Source organism: Pseudoxanthomonas sp. P4_B2 (assembly GCF_056402315.1).
In genome coordinates this window covers 387,044-403,461 of record NZ_JBFUHQ010000003.1, presented here as the reverse complement: position 1 = coordinate 403,461, position 16,418 = coordinate 387,044, and the positions used below count along the sequence as shown (strand labels likewise).

Annotated in this window: 18 protein-coding genes; 8 read left to right on the top strand and 10 right to left on the bottom strand. The window is 63.8% G+C overall.

The window, feature by feature from the left end:
* Window positions 1–64 precede the first annotated feature (64 nt).
* On the top strand, window positions 65–1,339 hold the full coding sequence (locus tag AC1DTQ_RS10740; RefSeq protein WP_477849590.1) for a formimidoylglutamate deiminase: 1,275 nt from the start codon (window positions 65–67) through the stop codon (window positions 1,337–1,339).
* Between the two features lie 147 nt (window positions 1,340–1,486).
* Here the strand turns inward: AC1DTQ_RS10740 and AC1DTQ_RS10735 are convergent, their stop codons facing one another.
* From AC1DTQ_RS10735 to AC1DTQ_RS10725, 3 genes are all read right to left on the bottom strand, one after another.
* Window positions 1,487–1,990, bottom strand: a complete 504-nt coding sequence (locus AC1DTQ_RS10735; RefSeq protein ID WP_477849588.1) for a methylated-DNA--[protein]-cysteine S-methyltransferase — start codon at window positions 1,988–1,990, stop codon at window positions 1,487–1,489.
* A gap of 106 nt (window positions 1,991–2,096) precedes the next feature.
* Window positions 2,097–3,650 (bottom strand): DNA-3-methyladenine glycosylase 2 family protein, encoded by a 1,554-nt coding sequence (locus AC1DTQ_RS10730; RefSeq protein WP_477849587.1) that lies wholly within the window; start codon window positions 3,648–3,650, stop codon window positions 2,097–2,099.
* 211 nt (window positions 3,651–3,861) lie between these two features.
* Window positions 3,862–5,148, bottom strand: a complete 1,287-nt coding sequence (locus tag AC1DTQ_RS10725; RefSeq protein WP_477849586.1) for an alkaline phosphatase family protein — start codon at window positions 5,146–5,148, stop codon at window positions 3,862–3,864.
* A 56-nt stretch (window positions 5,149–5,204) separates the two neighbouring features.
* Between AC1DTQ_RS10725 and AC1DTQ_RS10720 the strand changes: the two genes are divergently transcribed.
* Both AC1DTQ_RS10720 and AC1DTQ_RS10715 read left to right on the top strand, forming a co-directional pair.
* Window positions 5,205–5,732: a YybH family protein gene (locus AC1DTQ_RS10720; protein ID WP_477849585.1), complete on the top strand. Its 528-nt coding sequence runs from the start codon at window positions 5,205–5,207 to the stop codon at window positions 5,730–5,732.
* 117 nt (window positions 5,733–5,849) lie between these two features.
* The gene (locus tag AC1DTQ_RS10715; protein ID WP_477849584.1) at window positions 5,850–6,182 is read left to right on the top strand and encodes a hypothetical protein; all 333 of its coding nucleotides are present in this window, start codon (window positions 5,850–5,852) and stop codon (window positions 6,180–6,182) included.
* Window positions 6,183–6,253: 71 nt separating this feature from the next.
* Here the strand turns inward: AC1DTQ_RS10715 and AC1DTQ_RS10710 are convergent, their stop codons facing one another.
* Window positions 6,254–6,988: a ThuA domain-containing protein gene (locus tag AC1DTQ_RS10710; protein WP_477849583.1), complete on the bottom strand. Its 735-nt coding sequence runs from the start codon at window positions 6,986–6,988 to the stop codon at window positions 6,254–6,256.
* A 147-nt stretch (window positions 6,989–7,135) separates the two neighbouring features.
* Between AC1DTQ_RS10710 and hutU the strand changes: the two genes are divergently transcribed.
* The 3 genes from hutU to AC1DTQ_RS10695 all read left to right on the top strand — a co-directional run bounded on the left by hutU (window position 7,136) and on the right by AC1DTQ_RS10695 (window position 11,079).
* On the top strand, window positions 7,136–8,809 hold the full coding sequence (gene hutU / locus AC1DTQ_RS10705) for a urocanate hydratase (protein WP_477849581.1): 1,674 nt from the start codon (window positions 7,136–7,138) through the stop codon (window positions 8,807–8,809).
* A complete protein-coding gene (locus tag AC1DTQ_RS10700) occupies window positions 8,806–9,543 on the top strand; it encodes an energy transducer TonB (RefSeq protein ID WP_477849579.1) in 738 nt (245 codons plus the stop codon). Before hutU ends, AC1DTQ_RS10700 begins: the two co-directional genes overlap by 4 nt.
* Window positions 9,544–9,798: 255 nt before the next feature.
* Entirely contained in the window at window positions 9,799–11,079 is a 1,281-nt protein-coding gene (locus tag AC1DTQ_RS10695; protein WP_477849578.1) for a tetratricopeptide repeat protein, read from the top strand.
* 86 nt (window positions 11,080–11,165) lie between these two features.
* On the opposite strand, the gene AC1DTQ_RS10690 is transcribed toward AC1DTQ_RS10695, so the two are convergent.
* Entirely contained in the window at window positions 11,166–11,831 is a 666-nt protein-coding gene (locus AC1DTQ_RS10690) for a hypothetical protein (RefSeq protein ID WP_477849577.1), read from the bottom strand.
* A gap of 380 nt (window positions 11,832–12,211) precedes the next feature.
* Between AC1DTQ_RS10690 and AC1DTQ_RS10685 the strand changes: the two genes are divergently transcribed.
* A complete protein-coding gene (locus AC1DTQ_RS10685) occupies window positions 12,212–12,991 on the top strand; it encodes an FKBP-type peptidyl-prolyl cis-trans isomerase (protein WP_477849576.1) in 780 nt (259 codons plus the stop codon).
* 120 nt (window positions 12,992–13,111) lie between these two features.
* On the opposite strand, the gene AC1DTQ_RS10680 is transcribed toward AC1DTQ_RS10685, so the two are convergent.
* Together AC1DTQ_RS10680 and AC1DTQ_RS10675 are read right to left on the bottom strand one after the other, a co-directional pair.
* Entirely contained in the window at window positions 13,112–13,942 is an 831-nt protein-coding gene (locus AC1DTQ_RS10680) for a hypothetical protein (protein WP_477849575.1), read from the bottom strand.
* Window positions 13,943–14,023: 81 nt separating this feature from the next.
* Window positions 14,024–14,677 (bottom strand): hypothetical protein, encoded by a 654-nt coding sequence (locus AC1DTQ_RS10675; protein WP_477849574.1) that lies wholly within the window; start codon window positions 14,675–14,677, stop codon window positions 14,024–14,026.
* 44 nt (window positions 14,678–14,721) lie between these two features.
* On the opposite strand from AC1DTQ_RS10675, the gene AC1DTQ_RS10670 reads away from it, so the two are divergent.
* Complete coding sequence (locus AC1DTQ_RS10670) at window positions 14,722–15,162, top strand: winged helix-turn-helix transcriptional regulator (protein ID WP_477849573.1); 441 nt, start codon at window positions 14,722–14,724, stop codon at window positions 15,160–15,162.
* Between the two features lie 15 nt (window positions 15,163–15,177).
* Here the strand turns inward: AC1DTQ_RS10670 and AC1DTQ_RS10665 are convergent, their stop codons facing one another.
* Genes AC1DTQ_RS10665 through AC1DTQ_RS10655 form a run of 3 tightly spaced genes read right to left on the bottom strand, consistent with a single transcriptional unit; the run spans window position 15,178 to window position 16,306 of the window.
* The gene (locus tag AC1DTQ_RS10665; RefSeq protein WP_477849571.1) at window positions 15,178–15,405 is read right to left on the bottom strand and encodes a hypothetical protein; all 228 of its coding nucleotides are present in this window, start codon (window positions 15,403–15,405) and stop codon (window positions 15,178–15,180) included.
* 59 nt (window positions 15,406–15,464) lie between these two features.
* On the bottom strand, window positions 15,465–15,881 hold the full coding sequence (locus tag AC1DTQ_RS10660) for a VOC family protein (RefSeq protein WP_477849570.1): 417 nt from the start codon (window positions 15,879–15,881) through the stop codon (window positions 15,465–15,467).
* Window positions 15,878–16,306 carry a helix-turn-helix domain-containing protein gene (locus AC1DTQ_RS10655; RefSeq protein ID WP_477849690.1) on the bottom strand — a complete coding sequence of 143 codons (429 nt, stop codon included), beginning with the start codon at window positions 16,304–16,306 and terminating at the stop codon, window positions 15,878–15,880. Before AC1DTQ_RS10655 ends, AC1DTQ_RS10660 begins: the two co-directional genes overlap by 4 nt.
* Window positions 16,307–16,418: the final 112 nt, after the last annotated feature.

The following is a 16,418-nucleotide window of genomic DNA, read 5'->3' as shown; positions in this document are numbered from 1 at the left end:
CGTGTCAGGGAAGCGGCGACGCGTTAGCCTAGCGCAATCCGTCCCCATGCAATCGGAACCCTGCATGCAAGCCGCGCTCTCCGCCAACATCGGCCCTGCCGCCACCGAGTTGTTGTCCACGACCGCGCAGGGCGACTGGCGCATTCCCGGCATCGCCAACCTGCATTCGCACGCTTTCCAGCGCGCGATGGCGGGTCTGGCCGAACGCCAGACCCATCCTGAAGACAGTTTCTGGACCTGGCGCGAAACCATGTATCGCTTCGCCGCGCGCATGGATCCGGACAGCACTCATGCGGTGGCCACGCAGCTGTACGTGGAAATGCTGGAAGCCGGCTATACCAGCGTCTGCGAATTTCACTATCTGCACCACGCACCCGATGGCCGGCCCTACGACGATCCGGCGGCGATGTCGCACGCGCTGATCGCCGCCGCGCGCGACACCGGTATCAGGATGACCCTGTTGCCGGTGCTGTACATGACCGGCGGTTTCGATGGCCGCGCCTTGTCCGTGCGCCAGCAGCGTTTCGGCCACGATACGGAAAGCTTCCTGCGTCTGTTGCAGATCCTGCGCGCCGAGGAAAACGATTTGCTGCGGATCGGCTGCGCGTTCCACAGTTTGCGCGCGGTGCCCGAGGCGGCCATGCGCGAAGTGCTGGCGATCTTGCCGCCGGAGTCGCCGCTGCACATCCACATCGCCGAACAGATCGGCGAAGTGCAGGACTGCTTGGCGCTGCGTGGCGCGCGCCCGGTGGAATGGCTGCAGCAGAACTTCGAAGTCGATTCGCGCTGGACGCTGGTGCATGCCACCCATCTGACGCCGGTGGAAACCAAGCAGCTCGCGGCCAGCGGCGGGACCGTGGCGATCTGCCCGACCACCGAGGCCAACCTGGGCGACGGCCTGTTCCCGCTACGTGCCTATCTGGATGCGGGCGGCGCGTGGGGCATCGGTTCCGACTCCCATATCTCGGTATCGCCGGTAGAAGAGCTGCGTTGGCTGGAATACGGCCAACGCTTGGTCACGCGCCATCGCAACATCGCGGTGAATGCGGAATCCACCAGCGTCGGCGAAACGCTATTGCGCGGGGCGCTAGCCAGCACCCGTCAGGCGACGGGTCAGGACGCGGCGGACGATTTCGTCGTGCTCGATACCGATGCGGCGATCTTCGCGGGCGCGCTGGCGGACGACGTCATCGATCGCTGGATATTCAGCGGCAATCGCCCTGCGATACGCGAGGTGCATGTAGGTGGTCAGCGGGTGGTTGCCGATGGCCGCCATTCCGACCGCGACGCCATCGCGCGGCGTTACCGCCAAGTCGTGGCCGGCTTGCTTGCGGACTGAGGTCCGCTCGCTCCACAGATTGTAGGTTCCGTCGCCCCGCGGCCGTTGTTCATCGCTTGGGACTGGCGTAGGAGCGACGTGAGTCGCGACTGAAAACAAAGCTATGTGTTCGCGACTCACGTCGCTCCTACGTCGCGACCTACGCGGCTAGTGTGCGAACAGGTCGGCGGGACGGGCCAGCGCACCTTCCAGTTCCAGCAGAAACTGCTTGGTCGGCAAACCGCCGCCGAAGCCGGTCAGCGATCCATCGGCACCGATCACGCGATGGCAGGGCAGCACGATCGGCAAAGGATTGCGGCCGTTGGCCGCGCCCACCGCGCGCATCGCCGTCGGCTTGCCGACGCGCTGCGCCAGCTGCGCATAGCTGATGGTTTCGCCGTAAGGAATCGTCGCCAACGTATGCCAGACCTCGGTCTGGAACGGCGTGCCTTGCGGTGCGAGCGGGAGGTCGAACTGTTTACGTGCCCCGGAAAAATATTCGTCCAGTTGCATACGAGTGGCCTGCAACACCGCATTGTCGCCTTCGCTCCAGTCCGCAAGGCGCGACATTGGATGCCGCGGGGTGTGGAACTCGATCAACTTCAAGCCGTGCTCATCGGCTGCGAGCAGCAGCGGGTCCACGGGGCTGTCGATGAATTGATAGTGGATCATTGCGTGTTCTCCATGGCTGGAAAAACTCGTCATTCCCGCGAAGGCGGGAACCCAGCGACTTTGCTTGCTGTTGTTGATGGATACCGAAAAGAGCGAAGAGCGAAAGTCACTGGGTTCCCGCCTTCGCGGGAATGACGACTATTTTTTTCTTGCCTTCGACTTTGTTCGCGGCCAGGGGTTTGGCAAGTCCCATCGAATCCTTCCACACCTGTATCACCGCGTACGCCCGCCATGGCCGCCATGCCTGCGCGCGTGCGGTCAGCGCCTTGGCGGTCATGCGCGATCCGTCGGTCGGCACCGCCTTCTGCAAGACCAGATCATCGGCCGGGAACGCATCCGGATGCCCAAGCGCGCGCATGGCGATGTAGTTCGCGGTCCATGGCCCGATCCCAGGCAACGCCACCCAACGGGCGATGAAATCGTCCAGCATGCGTTCGCCGCGGAAATCCACGCGTTCGTCCAGTACCGCGCGTGCGACAGTGCGTACGGTGTCGGCGCGCGTGCGGGTCAGGCCGATGCGGGTAAGGTCGGCTTCGGCCAACGCTTCCGGCGTGGGGAAAAGGTGATGCAAGCCGGCAGCGAAACCTTCCGGCAACGCTTCGCCGAATTCCTGCGCCAGTCTTGCCGTGAACGTGCGCGCCGCCGCCACGCTGACCTGCTGGCCGATGATGGCGCGCATAGCGATCTCGAAGCCGTCCCAGCCGCTGGGCAAGCGCAGGCCCGGGCGTTTCTTCAACAACGGCCGCAAACGCGCGTCGTGCGAGAGCGCGGCGGCGATGGCATGCGGATCCGCATCCAGGTCGAACATGCGTCGCAGCCGATTGACGATGTCCAGCAACCGTGTCGGCGCTACGCCGTGCAGTTCGAGCTTCAAGGCGTGCTCGTTGTTCGCCCATGCGCTCACACGCAGCCATCCCGGCGCGCTGGCCGGACCGATCACGCGTGCATAGCTGTGTTCGTCCACCGATTCCACGCCGGGCAGGGCTCGTCCGCGCAGGAAATCCAGCATGGCTGTGAAGTCGTAAGGTGGCCGGTACCCCAGGCGCAACACCAGCGTGCCTTCCTGCGAGATCACGGTTTGGCGGCGCAGATCGCGTGGCGCCATCCGGTACGCTTCCAGAAAAGTGGCGTTGAATCGCCGCAGACTGCCGAAGCCCGAAGCCAACGCCACTTCGGTGATCGGCAAACTGGTTTCGGTCAGCAGCTGCTTGGCGAATAGCAGCCTGCGCGTTCCATGCACGCCGATCGGCGCGGCGCCCAGCCGATCCGTGAACAGCCTGCGCAATTGACGTTCGCCTAAGCCCACGCGTGCGGCCAGCGCCGACAGCGGTTGTTCGGCCAACATGCCCTGGTCGATCAGTTTCAATGCGCGCGCCACCGCTTCATCGCCGCGCCGCCAAGCACCGTCGCCGGGCGCCAGTTCCGGGCGGCAGCGCAGGCAGGGCCGATAGCCGGCGGCTTCCGCAGCGGCGGCATTGCCGTAGTAGGTGATGTTGACCGGTTTGGGAGAGGGGGCCGGGCACATCGGGCGGCAATAGATGCGGGTGCTTTTCACCGCGATGAAGAACAGTCCGTCGAAACGCGCATCGCGACTCAGACGCGCCTGTTCGCAGACGCGTGGGTCCAGGGTGGTAAAGGCGCCGTTGATTTCCATGCGCATAGGCTAGCATCGGTTCGCAGGCCAGACTCGCCGTTTTCGGACATCAATACTGAGTGCTAATGGTGTGCCTTGCGAACCGTTCATGGTGAGCCTGTCGAACCATGCTCTTGGCGACGGTTCGCCTTTACTTGAAAACCTCGCCAACGGCGTGGTCGACAAGCTCACCACGCACGGAGTTGGACAACGAGGTCCCGATTGCTCTCAGCTAGTCTCATTCACCCGGCCTCAGCGCAGGCAGCAACGGCGTGATGTCGCCGTCGTTTTCGCGCGCCGGAATGTCGAGCAATCTAGCCATCAGCGGATACACGTCCACATTGTCGAAGGAAGCGATCACTGCGCCTTTGCGGAAAGCGGGGCCGCGTGCGATGAAAACCGCGCGCATCGAGGGAAGCGCAGGATCGTAACCATGCGAGCCGCGAGTGACGCCGGGCGGGCGTTTGCCCACGCTGGCGGCGGGGATGGCATCCCAGCCTTCATCCATTTGACAGACGATCGGCGGCACCCGCGGATTGCGGCCGTAATGCCAGCGCGCCGGCAGTTCGCCCTTGCGCCAGCATTCGTAATGATCGTGGCGGCCGAGCAGGCGTTTTTCCGCCGCTTCCACGCGACCGGCGCGCGGTGCGATGCCCACCGACTGGCCGATGCTGATGATCGTCGCGTCTTCCATCGGCACCATGTCCTCCACCGCTACGACGTGACCGGGCAGCACGGCTGCCATGCCGTGGTCGGACACTACGATCACGTTCACCTGGTCCAACCTGCGCTTGCGCGCCAGCGCATCGATCAGGCGGCCGACGGCCGCATCCGCTTCGCGCACGGCCTCGCGCGTCTGCGGCGCATCCGGACCGTAGGCATGGCCGGCGCCATCCACCATTTCCAGGTACAGCGCGGCGAATCTCGGACGGGTGGCGACAGGCTCTTCCAGCCAGCGGGCCACGTCGTCGGCACGTCGCGTGGCGGGGACGGACTCGTCGTACTGCTGCCAACGCGTGGGGCGTATGCCATCGATCTCCGCCGCGCTGCCGGGCCAGGCCCAAATCGCGGTCGGCAGGCCGGCTTTTTCGGCGCCCACCCAAATCGGTTCGGCCCGCCACCACCGCCCATCGCCGACCGCGGCCAGATCGGCCACGCGGAAATCGCCCAACCCTTCTTCGCGCATGGTGTTGTGGACCACGCCGTGGCGATCGGGACGCAGGCCGGTGACCAGGGTGAAATGGTTGGGGAAGGTTAGGGCCGGGTAAGAAGGATTCATCCCTTCGGCACGGACTCCCTGCCGGGCCAGGCGATCCAGGTGCGGGGTGTCGCCTTTGCCCAGGTAGTCGGCGCGCAGGGCATCGATGGAAATCAGCAGCAGCGGTGCCTGCTCTAAACCGGTTTGAGCTGAACCGGTTTGATCTGAACCGGTTTGGACGGCGGCAGTCCGGGCCGGGGTGGTGGAGCAGCCCGCCAACAACAGCAAAGCGGCCAACCACGCAAGCCTGAAGAATGGCAGGTGCATAGGCGATTGTCGTGAGAATCTATGCGCCAAGCTTGGCAGACTCGGGAGTATCTCGCATGACACAGTTTCCACGGATTGCCTGCATCGCCACGCTGATACTCGCTAGTTTGGGAGTGTCGGCCGCGGAACCTGCTTCGGCCCCTGCGGAGTCGGCACGCTGCCAAGTCTGGCAACGCGAGTTGGGCTTCGCTAAATCGGTCGCCGATCGCGATGCGATCGCCTTCGCCGAGCATCTGCATCCTCAGGCGGTGTTCGGCATGGAGCGCAAGCCCAGCGTCGGCCGCGAAAAGATCGCCGCGGACTGGCAGGGCATCATCGACGGAACCGCGCTCAAGCTGGAGTGGTATCCCGATGCGGTCGCCGTGGGCGGCGACGGGCGCACCGCCTATTCCAGCGGGCCGGCGCTGTATCAGGACCCGAAAACCGGCGCGTTCCGGCATGGGCGCTTCAGGACGGTCTGGCAAGTGGACGAAGACGGTGCATGGCGGGTGATCTTCGACGACGGTAACCGTCCGGAACCTGCGGACGCGGCGGCAGTGCAAGCGTTCCGCGAAGGGAGCGGCAAGGCCTGCGACGCGGTCTGACGCGTTTATGAATGCAGACAGGCAGGGTTGCGACCGCCACAGGCCTGCAGGCGTATAACCCATGTAGCTCCCTGCATTCCGCTTACCCAGCGCGTCCATTGCGCGCAGGAGATTCACATGAAACGCCTAGCTCTTACCGCAGCCCTCCTGGGTCTGGTCTTCGCCGCTTCCGCACAGACAGCTGCGCCCGCGCAACCCACCGATCCGCAGACGGCCGACCCCGCTCCGACCGAAACATCGGCCAAGCAGGACAAGGCCGATGCGAAGAAGGACGAATGGGCGGACCGCAACTGCCTCCAATACACCGGCTCGCGGCTGATCCGTGCCGATAGCAAGGGCCGCAAGTGCGCCAACGCTACTGGCCGCTCTTACAGCAAGGAGGATATCGACCGCACCGGCGCCCTCGACCTGCGCGATGCGATCCGCAGGCTGGATCCGGCGGTGCACTGATCCGGCAGTGAGTTGATCATGATCAGAATAGGGGGAGCGCCCGGCCATGCCGGGCGTTTTGCTTTCAGGGCTCAGCAGTCTTCCGACTTGCGGGTCGCGTAACGCAGGCCGCGCCGCAGCTGCGCTTCGAACTGCGGATCTGCATACAGCTTCGCGTCGTGTCCTAGACCGGTGTACCACGCGCGCCCGCCGTCGTAGCTATGGCACCACGCGATGGGATGGTCGGCGCCCATAGTGCCGCCCTGGTAGTCGCGTTCGTCCACCGTGGCGGTTACTCGCACCGCATTGCGCGGGTTGCTGCGGTAGTTGTAGATCTCGTCGGTTACCGTCCAGGCGGCGCCCACTGGAACGCCATCGTGTTCGAACACCACTCGAGTGGTCTGCAATCCAGGCGGATGGCCCTTGAACCACGCGCCCACCAGTTCGCCGTACCACGGCCAGTCGTATTCGGTGTCGGCGGCCGCATGCACGCCCACATAGCCGCCACCGGCGCGCACGAAGCTTTCCATGGCAGCCTGCTGCGCCGCGTCCAGCACGTCGCCGGTGGTGCTGGCGAACACTACGGCGCGATAGCGCTTGAGGTTCTTCTCGTTGAAGTCGGCAGGGTCTTCGCTGTGGTCCACCTTCAAGCCTTCCTGCGCGCCCAGTCGTTGCAGCGCAGCAACCGCGGTGGGGATGGAGTCATGCCGAAAGCCGGCGGTCTTGCTGAAGACCAGTACGCGCGGTGGCGGCTGGGCCACGGCGGCGTTCAGGCAGAAGGCCAGTGAGAGAAAGGCGGTCAGTAAGGTCGGGATAGAGGGGCGCATGGGCCAAGTCTGCCACGACGCCCATCATTTCTGTGGGAGCGCCGTCCCGGCGCGAGCTTTTGCCTTGCTGTGCAGGGAGAGCTCGCGCCGGGACGGCGCTCCCACCGATCACCGATAATGGGGTTACATCTGCAACTGGATTTCCACATGTCCGATCCCCGCCACGACCCCTCCCGCGTCATCCGTGCCCCACGGGGCTCCCGGCTCACCTGCAAGTCCTGGCTCAGCGAGGCGCCGTACCGGATGCTGCAGAACAATCTGGATGCGGAAGTGGCCGAGGATCCGACCTCGCTGGTGGTCTACGGCGGCATCGGCCGCGCCGCGCGCGACTGGGCCTGCTACGACGCGATCCTGGAGTCGCTGCGCAATCTGGAAGACAACGAGACCCTGCTGGTGCAGTCCGGCAAGCCGGTCGGGGTGTTCCCCACCCACAGCGATGCGCCGCGCGTACTGATCGCCAATTCCAACCTGGTGCCGCACTGGGCCACCTGGGAGCACTTCAACGAACTCGATAAGAAGGGTTTGATGATGTACGGGCAGATGACCGCCGGCAGCTGGATCTACATCGGCAGCCAGGGCATCGTGCAGGGCACCTACGAGACCTTCGTGGAAATGGGTCGCCAACACTACAACGGCGACTTGAAAGGGAAGTGGATCCTCACCGCCGGTCTGGGCGGCATGGGCGGCGCGCAGCCGCTGGCGGCCACGTTGGCCGGCGCCTGCAGCCTGAACATTGAATGCCAACAGAAGAGCATCGACATGCGCCTGCGCACGCGTTACGTGGACGAGCAGGCCACCGACCTGGACGACGCGCTGGCGCGCATCCGCGCGTACACGGCGGCGGGCGAAGCCAAGTCCATCGCGCTGCTGGGCAACGCGGCGGAAATCCTGCCGCAGCTGGTGCGCATGGGCGTGCGTCCGGATGCGGTAACCGATCAGACCAGCGCGCACGATCCGGTGCACGGTTATCTGCCCATCGACTGGAAGGTGGAGCACTGGCTGCTGGAGCAGAAGACCAATCCGGACAAGGTGCGCGACGCAGCCAAGAAGTCGATGCGCGTGCATGTGGAGGCGATGCTGGAATTCGAGAAGCAGGGCATTCCGGTGTTCGATTACGGCAACAACATCCGGCAGATGGCGTTCGACGAGGGTTGCAAGAACGCGTTCGATTTCCCGGGTTTCGTCCCGGCCTATGTGCGGCCGCTGTTCTGCCGGGGTGTCGGGCCGTTCCGCTGGGTGGCGTTGAGCGGCGATCCGGAAGACATCTACAAGACCGATGCGAAGGTGAAGGAACTCATTCCAGACGATGAGCATCTGCATCGCTGGCTGGACATGGCGCGGGAGCGGATCAGTTTCCAGGGTTTGCCGGCGCGTATCTGCTGGGTGGGCCTGGGCTTGCGCCACAAGCTGGGGCTGGCGTTCAACGAGATGGTGCGCAACGGGGAGTTGAAGGCGCCGGTGGTGATCGGCCGCGATCATCTGGATTCGGGCAGTGTGGCGTCGCCTAACCGCGAGACGGAAGCGATGAAGGACGGTAGCGATGCGGTTAGCGATTGGCCGTTGTTGAATGCGATGTTGAATGTGGCCGGTGGGGCGACCTGGGTGTCGTTGCACCACGGCGGCGGGGTGGGGATGGGTTATTCGCAGCACTCAGGCGTGGTGATCGTGTGCGATGGGTCCGTTGAAGCGGACAAGCGGATTGCGCGGGTGTTGTGGAACGATCCGGGGACCGGGGTGATGCGGCATGCGGATGCGGGGTATGAGATTGCCAAGCAGTGTGCGCGGGAGATGGGGTTGAAGTTGCCGATGGTGGATGCGTGAGCCGCCTGCTTACGGTTGGTTCCCTCCTCTTTTCTCTTGCGATCGCACCGCTAGCGGCAAGCGAAGCAGAGCCTGCCGCAGACATGAGCTGTCCTGCACCGTTGAAGGCTGTGCCGCGCTATCCGCCAGATGCCGCGCGTGCCGGCAAAGGCGGCGTTGTGATGGTGCGGATGAGGGTTGATACGTGCGGGCGCGTGGTCGAAGCCGAGGTGCAAAAGAGCAGTGGGCGGCCGGATCTTAACGAGGCTGCGCTGGTGGCCAAGCGTGCGTCGGTTCTCACCCAGCAGGAAAGCGCCGGTGCGGTGGATGGCTGGGTGGTCCAGGAAGTGTCCTTCCATATGGACAACAACACCAAACTGAAATCGCGCAATGTCGATTGGCCGAAAACGCATCGGCGTCCGATCTACTTGGCGGACGATTCACTGGCAGGCCAAGGCAACGCGGCGGAGGTCAGCAAGGACGTGAAAGAATCCGTGCCCGATACAGTGCGTCCATCCGTGCTCAATGTCCCGCACAGATTCATGCAAGTGGAAGGACCCGAAGGAAGAGAGTTCTGGTTGGTGATCAGCGACGAAAACGGTATCCGCATCGTGGCGGCACGCTATCGCCCGATGATGGAAGGCGACGTGCCCGTGGTGCGCATGGCCATGGTCTGCGACTTGAAGCCAGAGCAGTGCGCTTCCATCAACCAAGGCTTGCTAAAGGGATTGCCGTTTGCCAGGGCGAAGAATTGAGCGACGTAGCCCGGGTAGAGTCGTAGGCGAAACCCGGGGCTCCCGCAGTCAGCGCAGTATGGTTGTTCCATTGTTACGTGCCCCCGGGTTTCGCTGCGCTCTACCCAGGCTACGATGCTTGACAATCGCGAGCTGCAAGCCACTCTAGACAGCATTCACCATGGGAATGCATGAATGTCGAGCACAGGGGAGCGGTCGTTGCGGTGCTTTCTGTTGTTGATGTTGGCGGGTTTCGCAGGGGCGATGATTCCGCGAGTGGCTCTCGCCGCTGAGGGCGAAGCGCCCAGCGTTTCTGCGGCGTCCCAGGGGCGTCTGGATCGCGCCGAATCGCTGCTGGACTCCTGGGGCGGGCAGGGGGATGGACTGATTGAAGCCAAGGCGGAGCTCGACCGCGTGCTGCGCGACGACCCGCGTTCGGCCAATGCCTACCGACTGTACGCGGGCTACTACCTCATCGACGGCCACCGCAGCGGAGAATCGTTCGAACCAGGCACTCTCGAGGCCGCCGACAAGGCCCTGGGCAAGGCATTGGAGATCGCACCGGACTACGCCCGCGCCTATGTCCTGCAGGGGCACGTCTATCGACTGATGGGCAAGCCCGCGCAGGCGAAGGCCGCGCTACAGAAAGCCGACCAGCTGGGAACGGACGATCCGTGGCTGCACCTCAACTGGGCCGCCCTGCTGCTGCAGGAAAATCGCCAGGATGAAGCGGTGGCGCGCTACAAGAAAGTGTTGGCGGACAATGCCAGCGCCCGCACGAACGAAGCGGCGCAGCTGGGCCTGATCAAGTACTACAAGCGCAACAACCGGCTTGGCGACGCAGATGCCTTGTACCGAGCCAATATTGCGACCGACGCCGCCAGCGCCTGGGCGCATGGCGACTATGCAGGCTTCCTGCTGTGCTGGGGCGATGATGCCGAAGGAGCGATCGTCGAAGCGACCAAGGCTCTCGACCTCATGGACTACGGTATCGCGCGGCTGACCCTGGCCGCAGCCCTGTACCGCAAATGGGCCGCGCTGGCTCTGGATGGCAACAAACAGGCCGACGAACCGTTTGCGGCCGCACGTAAAGTGATGCCTCACGGGCCGTCCGAGGTGATCAATGAAATGTGCGGCGGCGGCAAAGCCGTGCTTCCCGTGCTGGAAGCGATGCTGCTGACCGGCGAAGGCGAACGTATCCCCGCCAAGGTTGCTGGAGTATTGGCTGCGGAGGCGGAAGGCCGGGCGTCCGGTTTGTTCGTGATGAAAGTACAGGCCAGCGGCCGCGACCGCAATTATCTTTATCTCAATTCTGAAACCGACTATCGCGACGCGCGCAACCTTTCGCTTGTCTTCAGTCCGGAGGTCGAGTCCGCGTTCAAGCGCAAACATGGCAGTGCGCCGGATGAATTCCTGAAGGACAAGGACATCGTCGTGCTGGGGGCCGCCAGCCAGGTGAAGATCTATTTCAGCACCGGCGGCGTGCGGACCGACAAATACTATTACCAGACACAGGTGATGGTGGCCAAGCCGGATCACATTCGCGTTTTGGAATGAGGAACGGCAGGGTGGGGGACAGCCGGAGTTTATGCTGCTGCACACACGTCATGCGGCGGGCTTGAGCCCGCCCTATGTACGGTCAGCTAGGGTCGCGGTGACTGTGAGGGGCTTTTTTCAGCCTTAGCCTGCTCAGCGGAAAGCGCGCGCATGCGTTGGACGCGGATCCGCGTGCCGCCCACGTAGGTGACGTTGAAATAGGTGCCATCGTGGCGCTGCGATTTCACAAGGATCGGATCCGCCGACTTGGCTGCTTCCAGGCGAGCCATGTTGAATGCCGTCAGCGTCCCATTCGGCTCCAGCACCAGTGGCGGACTTTCGAGCGCGAACGAGCTGTAGTGCGTGCCGCAGCCCTCGCACGGCGGCGAGATGAAGCCCGGCAGTCGCTTGAGCCACAGGAAGTATTTGTTCTCGCGCTTGATCCAGATGTGGTCGGGTTTGCTATTGGGTGAGGTCGAGCCCTCCACGCTCCAGACCCGCACCAGCTTGGCTACGCTGCAGTCGGCCGAAGCGCATTCCTGCAGGACCAGATACTCGTCGTCGTTGAGATGCATAGGCTGGACGGTGAGGATGTCGCCCGCGATCAGCGGTTCCGCAGCGAATACGACGTAAGGCATGCGCGGATCGACCTTGAAGTCGCCAGAGCGCAGATAGCCGCCGCTGACCTTGCTAGGGGGCGGTGCGGTGACGGTGATGCGCTGCAATTCGGTCTGCGCCGCAGCGGGCACACCAGACAAGACGAGGCAGGCCACAAGCCAAGCGCGTCGGATTGCAAGCCTCCAGGGAGCCGGTAGGACATGGATGCCGGCGCCGGTGGTAGTGCGTAGGTCGCAATGCTGCATGGCACCTCCTTAGCCTCAAGGTCAGTTTAGCGACGGCGCAGACGGCATGTCGAACGACGCAGGCCCTGTAGGTCGGACATCATGCGGCGGGCTTGAGCGCGCCCTATGAGGCCTGTCGGTAGACCCTCGAGCTTCTGGGCCGGCGCAACATCAGATTCCGCAGATCCCACCTCGCGCGGCAGGTCTGGGCCCGCCCCGTCTGTCCCTGAAGCCGGTTTTGCGACTGCGCAGTTAGCCGGTGTTGGTCTTATTAGTTCACTATGCAGCCCTGCCAATCTCCGGAGTTTTTGATGAAGTTATCGCGCCCCCTGACCCTCACCGTGGCCGCAGCCTCGTGCGCCCTGATGCTCGCCGCTTGCAACCCGTCCCAGAAAGATGCCGCCGAGACCGCCGCCAAGCCGGACGCGGCCGGGAAGATCCCGGGATTGGCGACCGACAAGGAGCAAGTCAGCTACATGATCGGCATGGATATCGGCAAATCGCTCAAGCCGATGAAGGACGAGGTCGACCTGAAGACGCTCAATCGGGCGATCGAAGATGTCGTCAAGGACAAGAAGCTCCTGTTGAACGACGAGCAGGTGGCGAAAGTGATGCAGACCTTCGCGGTCAGGATGCAGGCCAAGCAACAGGAAGAGATGGCCAAGAAACAGGCCGAGATGGCAGCGCAGGGCAAGAAGAACGTCGAACTGGAGAAGACCTTCCTGGCCGCGAACGGCAAGAAGCCCGGCGTGATCACCACCGCTTCCGGCCTGCAATACCAGATCATCACTCAGGGCACCGGGCCGAAGCCGAAAGTGGAAGACCGCGTGAGCGTGCACTACGCCGGCACGCTGCTCGACGGCACCGAGTTCGACAGCTCATACAAGCGCAAGGAACCCGCCCAGTTCGTGCTGGGCTCGGTAGTGCCGGGCTGGAGCGAGGCGCTGCAGCTGATGCCCGTGGGCAGCAAGTACAAACTGTGGATCCCATCCAAGCTGGGTTATGGCGAAGCCGGCACGCCCGGCGGCCCGATTCCGCCTAACAGCACCCTCGTGTTCGAACTCGAACTGTTGCAGATCGCCAAGCCGTAAGTAGGTTCGGCCCCGGGCACGCGAATCGCACCCGGGGTCTTTGACCCGTGTACCAGTGGCCGCTTTCGACCAAACCGGACAGTCGCCTGCTTCGCTAATTCAAATCAGCACTAATTCAAATCAGTCGTCGAGCGTGAAGCCACGCTGCGCGGGATCCCAGCGGATACCTACACGCTCGCCCTTTGGCAGGGGCTCTTCGGCGGACGGGTCGCAGTCGCCGCTGCACAACCCCATCATCAGTTCGGCCTCGCACTCCCACTCGCCAGGCTTGGCGCCGGGGAGTTTCCGGCAGGATTCCTTGCGTGCATCGAATACCTTGCTGTGGAGGACCATCGACTGCCCGGTGGCCGTCATGGTCACGGGAAGACCGCCGGCTTGCTCGAGCCGCTCGTACCTCTCAATGGCGATGCGGCGCACGTCCGCGGCGGACGGCTCATCGTCAGGCACGGGCCCTTCGGCGACCGGCGCTTTGCCAGCCGCGGCCGTGACTATCGGTGTTGGCGACTGGGCGGAGTCGATGGTCGCAAAGCTACGCCCGCCGAGCTGCGACTGCAGAGCCGCCGCCCACTGCATCTCGAAACCGTCGGGCGCCTTGACCAGCAGCCAGCCTTCGGAACTGCGACCTTCTAACGTCAGTCCGTAGCGCTCGATGAGCGTCAGAGCGTCGTCCACCATTTCATCCTCCGGCTGTACCACGACGCGTCCGGGAAGGAAGGTGCCAGGCGGGTCCATCGTGTTTTCCCGTTTGAACTCGGTGCCCTCGACGATCAGGGTAGTGCCGTCATAGTTCACGTACTCGTTTCCGTCCGGACCGCTACCGCAACCTGTCAGCAGTGCGAAGCACAGGATCCAGCCCACCACGCGCCCGGCACAGGCAGCCCGCTGTACGAAATGCATCGGTGTTTTTCCTTCGGCGCCATCGTGGCACCGTCCCCGCAGATAGCTTGCCATGAAGGGCAGGGTCCTTGGCAAGCACCGTAGATCGGGCATTTTGCGGCGGGTTTGAGCCCCACACGTGTAGGGATAGGGGATTTAGTTGGGTAAGCTCCGGCCCACCGCTCGGGACATGGGGTGCCGTGGAAGATCCAGTAAGCCGGACTGCTTCACCCGCGTATCCGTCGCCACCCAATTGACCTCCCAGCTCTTCCCGCCATCGTCGGAAAACGCCTGCTCGAAGCGGAGGGTGTCGGCGTCGAGCGGTGTAATCACGAAACGGACCAATACCGCGCGACCATCGAAGTCTTCCTGATTGTAGAACTCGCCGCGACCGTCGATGAAGCCGCCGATCGTCGGCTGAGTCAGTATTCCCCCGCGGCTGCTGGCGAAGTTGAGGCTCCATTGATGCGACTGCGGGTTGTAGAGGCGCAGGCTCAGGCCTTCGAAATGGCCGGCCGGACCGTCGGCCGTCAGCTCGACTAGATTGGCGCGGCCGTCCCAGACCTTGCGCACCGTGGTGACGCCCTCGTACTCCGCCCATTCGTCCGATCCCGATAGCGGATGCACGAGCCGCTTCAGATGCGTCTTCCACGTGCCGATCTGGAAATCGAAATCATGTTGCCCATCGCGTGGCGTCTTCGCCCCGGACTTGGCGCTTTGCACCGCCTGTGCGGTGACTTGCGCCACCGGCAAACAGAGCAGCCCCATGATCGCAATCCCCAGCATGAACGCACGGCAATGGCCCGGCATGGCATCCTCCAGCACTATCGGTTGACTGAACGCTAGAGGCATCCATGTCCAACGACAAGACGGCACCTGCAGGTGCGTATCCGCTTGCCAAGCCCCATCCACTCGCCGAGTGCCCGCTGCACGCGGCTTTCAGCGCGGTCGGTGGCAAATGGAAACTCACGATCTTGTATTGGCTCGCACGCGAAACCCATCACTTCTCCGCGCTGCTGCGCCGTGTCGCACCGATCTCGCACAAGGTGTTGACCGAGCAGTTGCGGGAACTGGAAGCCGACGGATTGATCGGGCGCCTGGAGACCGGGCCGGCGCCCGCGCCGGTGCATTACCACCTGAGCGATTACGGCCGCACGGTCCTGCCGCTGGTGGAGAACGCCCGAGTCTGGGGCTTGGCGCATCTGCAACGCACACGCGGCGCGGACATGGCGTCACCGACGGCCGCGCTGGGCTGTGCGGAGACGCTCGCGACCGATATACGTAGCAGGGGTTAGTCCCTTGAGCCCGCCCTATGAGGCCTGCGAGGGCTTGCGCCACTTGGTCGCATACGGCAGCACGAACATGTACAGGCCGGTGAGCATAAGCAAGGCGAGCGGCAGCAGCGGCGAGTAGGTGATCCAGGGAGGCGGCATCGCACCACCGCTCTGCGCCAGTGCGACGAAGTTGGCGATGACGGTCAGCGTGAAAATGATGGCCACCCAGCGGTGGAACTGTCGAATCCCTTTGTTCCAGTTCATTGCGACCTCCTCTGAAGACGAGCCCGAAGGAGTCGGGCTCAGGGTGACTGCGCTGGCGCTCAGTGCGGTGCGCGCCGGGACTCGATCATCTTCCAGCCGTTCCCCGAAGGATCGCGAAAATTGGCGTCCACGTTGCCATAGCGTTCCTCCGGCGCCTGGGTGAATTCCACGCCGCGGGCCTGCATCCGTTCGTAGGCGGCGCGGCAGTCGTCCACGTTGAGCACCAGCGGCGGCATCGCGCCCTTCGCTACGATTTCGCTTACCGTCTGCGCCGTCGACGCGTCCAGCTCCGGCGCCTGCGGTTTGAACAGGCCGAGCTGCAAGGACGGCTGCTCCGGGTGCTGCACCGTAAGCCAACGATAGTCGCCGTTGCGCGCGTCGGTATGCACGCGGAATCCGAGCTTCTCGACATAGAACTCAAGGGCTTCGTCCTGATCGCGAACGTATAGCCCGACTACTCCAATACCCTGACTCATATCACCTCCGGTTTCTGTGGGGTGCTCTTTGTAGCACCTGCCTCCTGCCGCCGCTTCTCCGAAACTGCGGTTGTGAGGCCGGGACGGTACGCAGCGCTGATATAGCAGTGCGGTACCCGCTCCAATTCGTGTCGCGCGGCTCGTTCGCGCGTGCGCAATTCGCTGGGACTCTCGCCGGTGACGTCATGGAACGTACGTCCGAACGTGCCCAGACTGTTCCACCCGGTCTGCAGCGCGATCTCCAGGATGGGCAGATCCGTGTCGCGCAGCAGCGCCTTGGCCCGTTCGATCCGACGCGTAAGCAGATACCGATGCGGCGGAAGGCCGAAAGCTTCTTTAAACGATCGCGCGAAGTGAGCCTCCGAAACGCTGCTCACGCGCGCCAGCCGTTGCACGGGCCACGCCTCGTGCGAGACGGCGTCCATCCGATCCTTCGCGCGCAGCAGGCGACGCAGCAGCTCGGGGTCCTGGCTTGTGCGTCCTGGTTCTGGTTTGCTCACGAGCCGTATTCCATGAGGAGTGACGTAGCCCGGGTAG

Coding starts and splice junctions, on each gene's coding strand:
- AC1DTQ_RS10730 (WP_477849587.1), bottom strand. CDS start 3,650: ATGCGCATGGAAATCAACGGCGCCTTTACCACCCTGGACCCACGCGTC.
- AC1DTQ_RS10660 (WP_477849570.1), bottom strand. CDS start 15,881: ATGAGTCAGGGTATTGGAGTAGTCGGGCTATACGTTCGCGATCAGGAC.
- AC1DTQ_RS10670 (WP_477849573.1), top strand. CDS start 14,722: ATGTCCAACGACAAGACGGCACCTGCAGGTGCGTATCCGCTTGCCAAG.
- AC1DTQ_RS10655 (WP_477849690.1), bottom strand. CDS start 16,306: ATGGACGCCGTCTCGCACGAGGCGTGGCCCGTGCAACGGCTGGCGCGC.
- AC1DTQ_RS10725 (WP_477849586.1), bottom strand. CDS start 5,148: ATGCACCTGCCATTCTTCAGGCTTGCGTGGTTGGCCGCTTTGCTGTTG.
- AC1DTQ_RS10710 (WP_477849583.1), bottom strand. CDS start 6,988: ATGCGCCCCTCTATCCCGACCTTACTGACCGCCTTTCTCTCACTGGCC.
- AC1DTQ_RS10665 (WP_477849571.1), bottom strand. CDS start 15,405: ATGAACTGGAACAAAGGGATTCGACAGTTCCACCGCTGGGTGGCCATC.
- AC1DTQ_RS10735 (WP_477849588.1), bottom strand. CDS start 1,990: ATGATCCACTATCAATTCATCGACAGCCCCGTGGACCCGCTGCTGCTC.
- AC1DTQ_RS10675 (WP_477849574.1), bottom strand. CDS start 14,677: ATGCCGGGCCATTGCCGTGCGTTCATGCTGGGGATTGCGATCATGGGG.
- AC1DTQ_RS10740 (WP_477849590.1), top strand. CDS start 65: ATGCAAGCCGCGCTCTCCGCCAACATCGGCCCTGCCGCCACCGAGTTG.
- AC1DTQ_RS10715 (WP_477849584.1), top strand. CDS start 5,850: ATGAAACGCCTAGCTCTTACCGCAGCCCTCCTGGGTCTGGTCTTCGCC.
- AC1DTQ_RS10680 (WP_477849575.1), bottom strand. CDS start 13,942: ATGGCAAGCTATCTGCGGGGACGGTGCCACGATGGCGCCGAAGGAAAA.
- hutU (WP_477849581.1), top strand. CDS start 7,136: ATGTCCGATCCCCGCCACGACCCCTCCCGCGTCATCCGTGCCCCACGG.
- AC1DTQ_RS10685 (WP_477849576.1), top strand. CDS start 12,212: ATGAAGTTATCGCGCCCCCTGACCCTCACCGTGGCCGCAGCCTCGTGC.
- AC1DTQ_RS10720 (WP_477849585.1), top strand. CDS start 5,205: ATGACACAGTTTCCACGGATTGCCTGCATCGCCACGCTGATACTCGCT.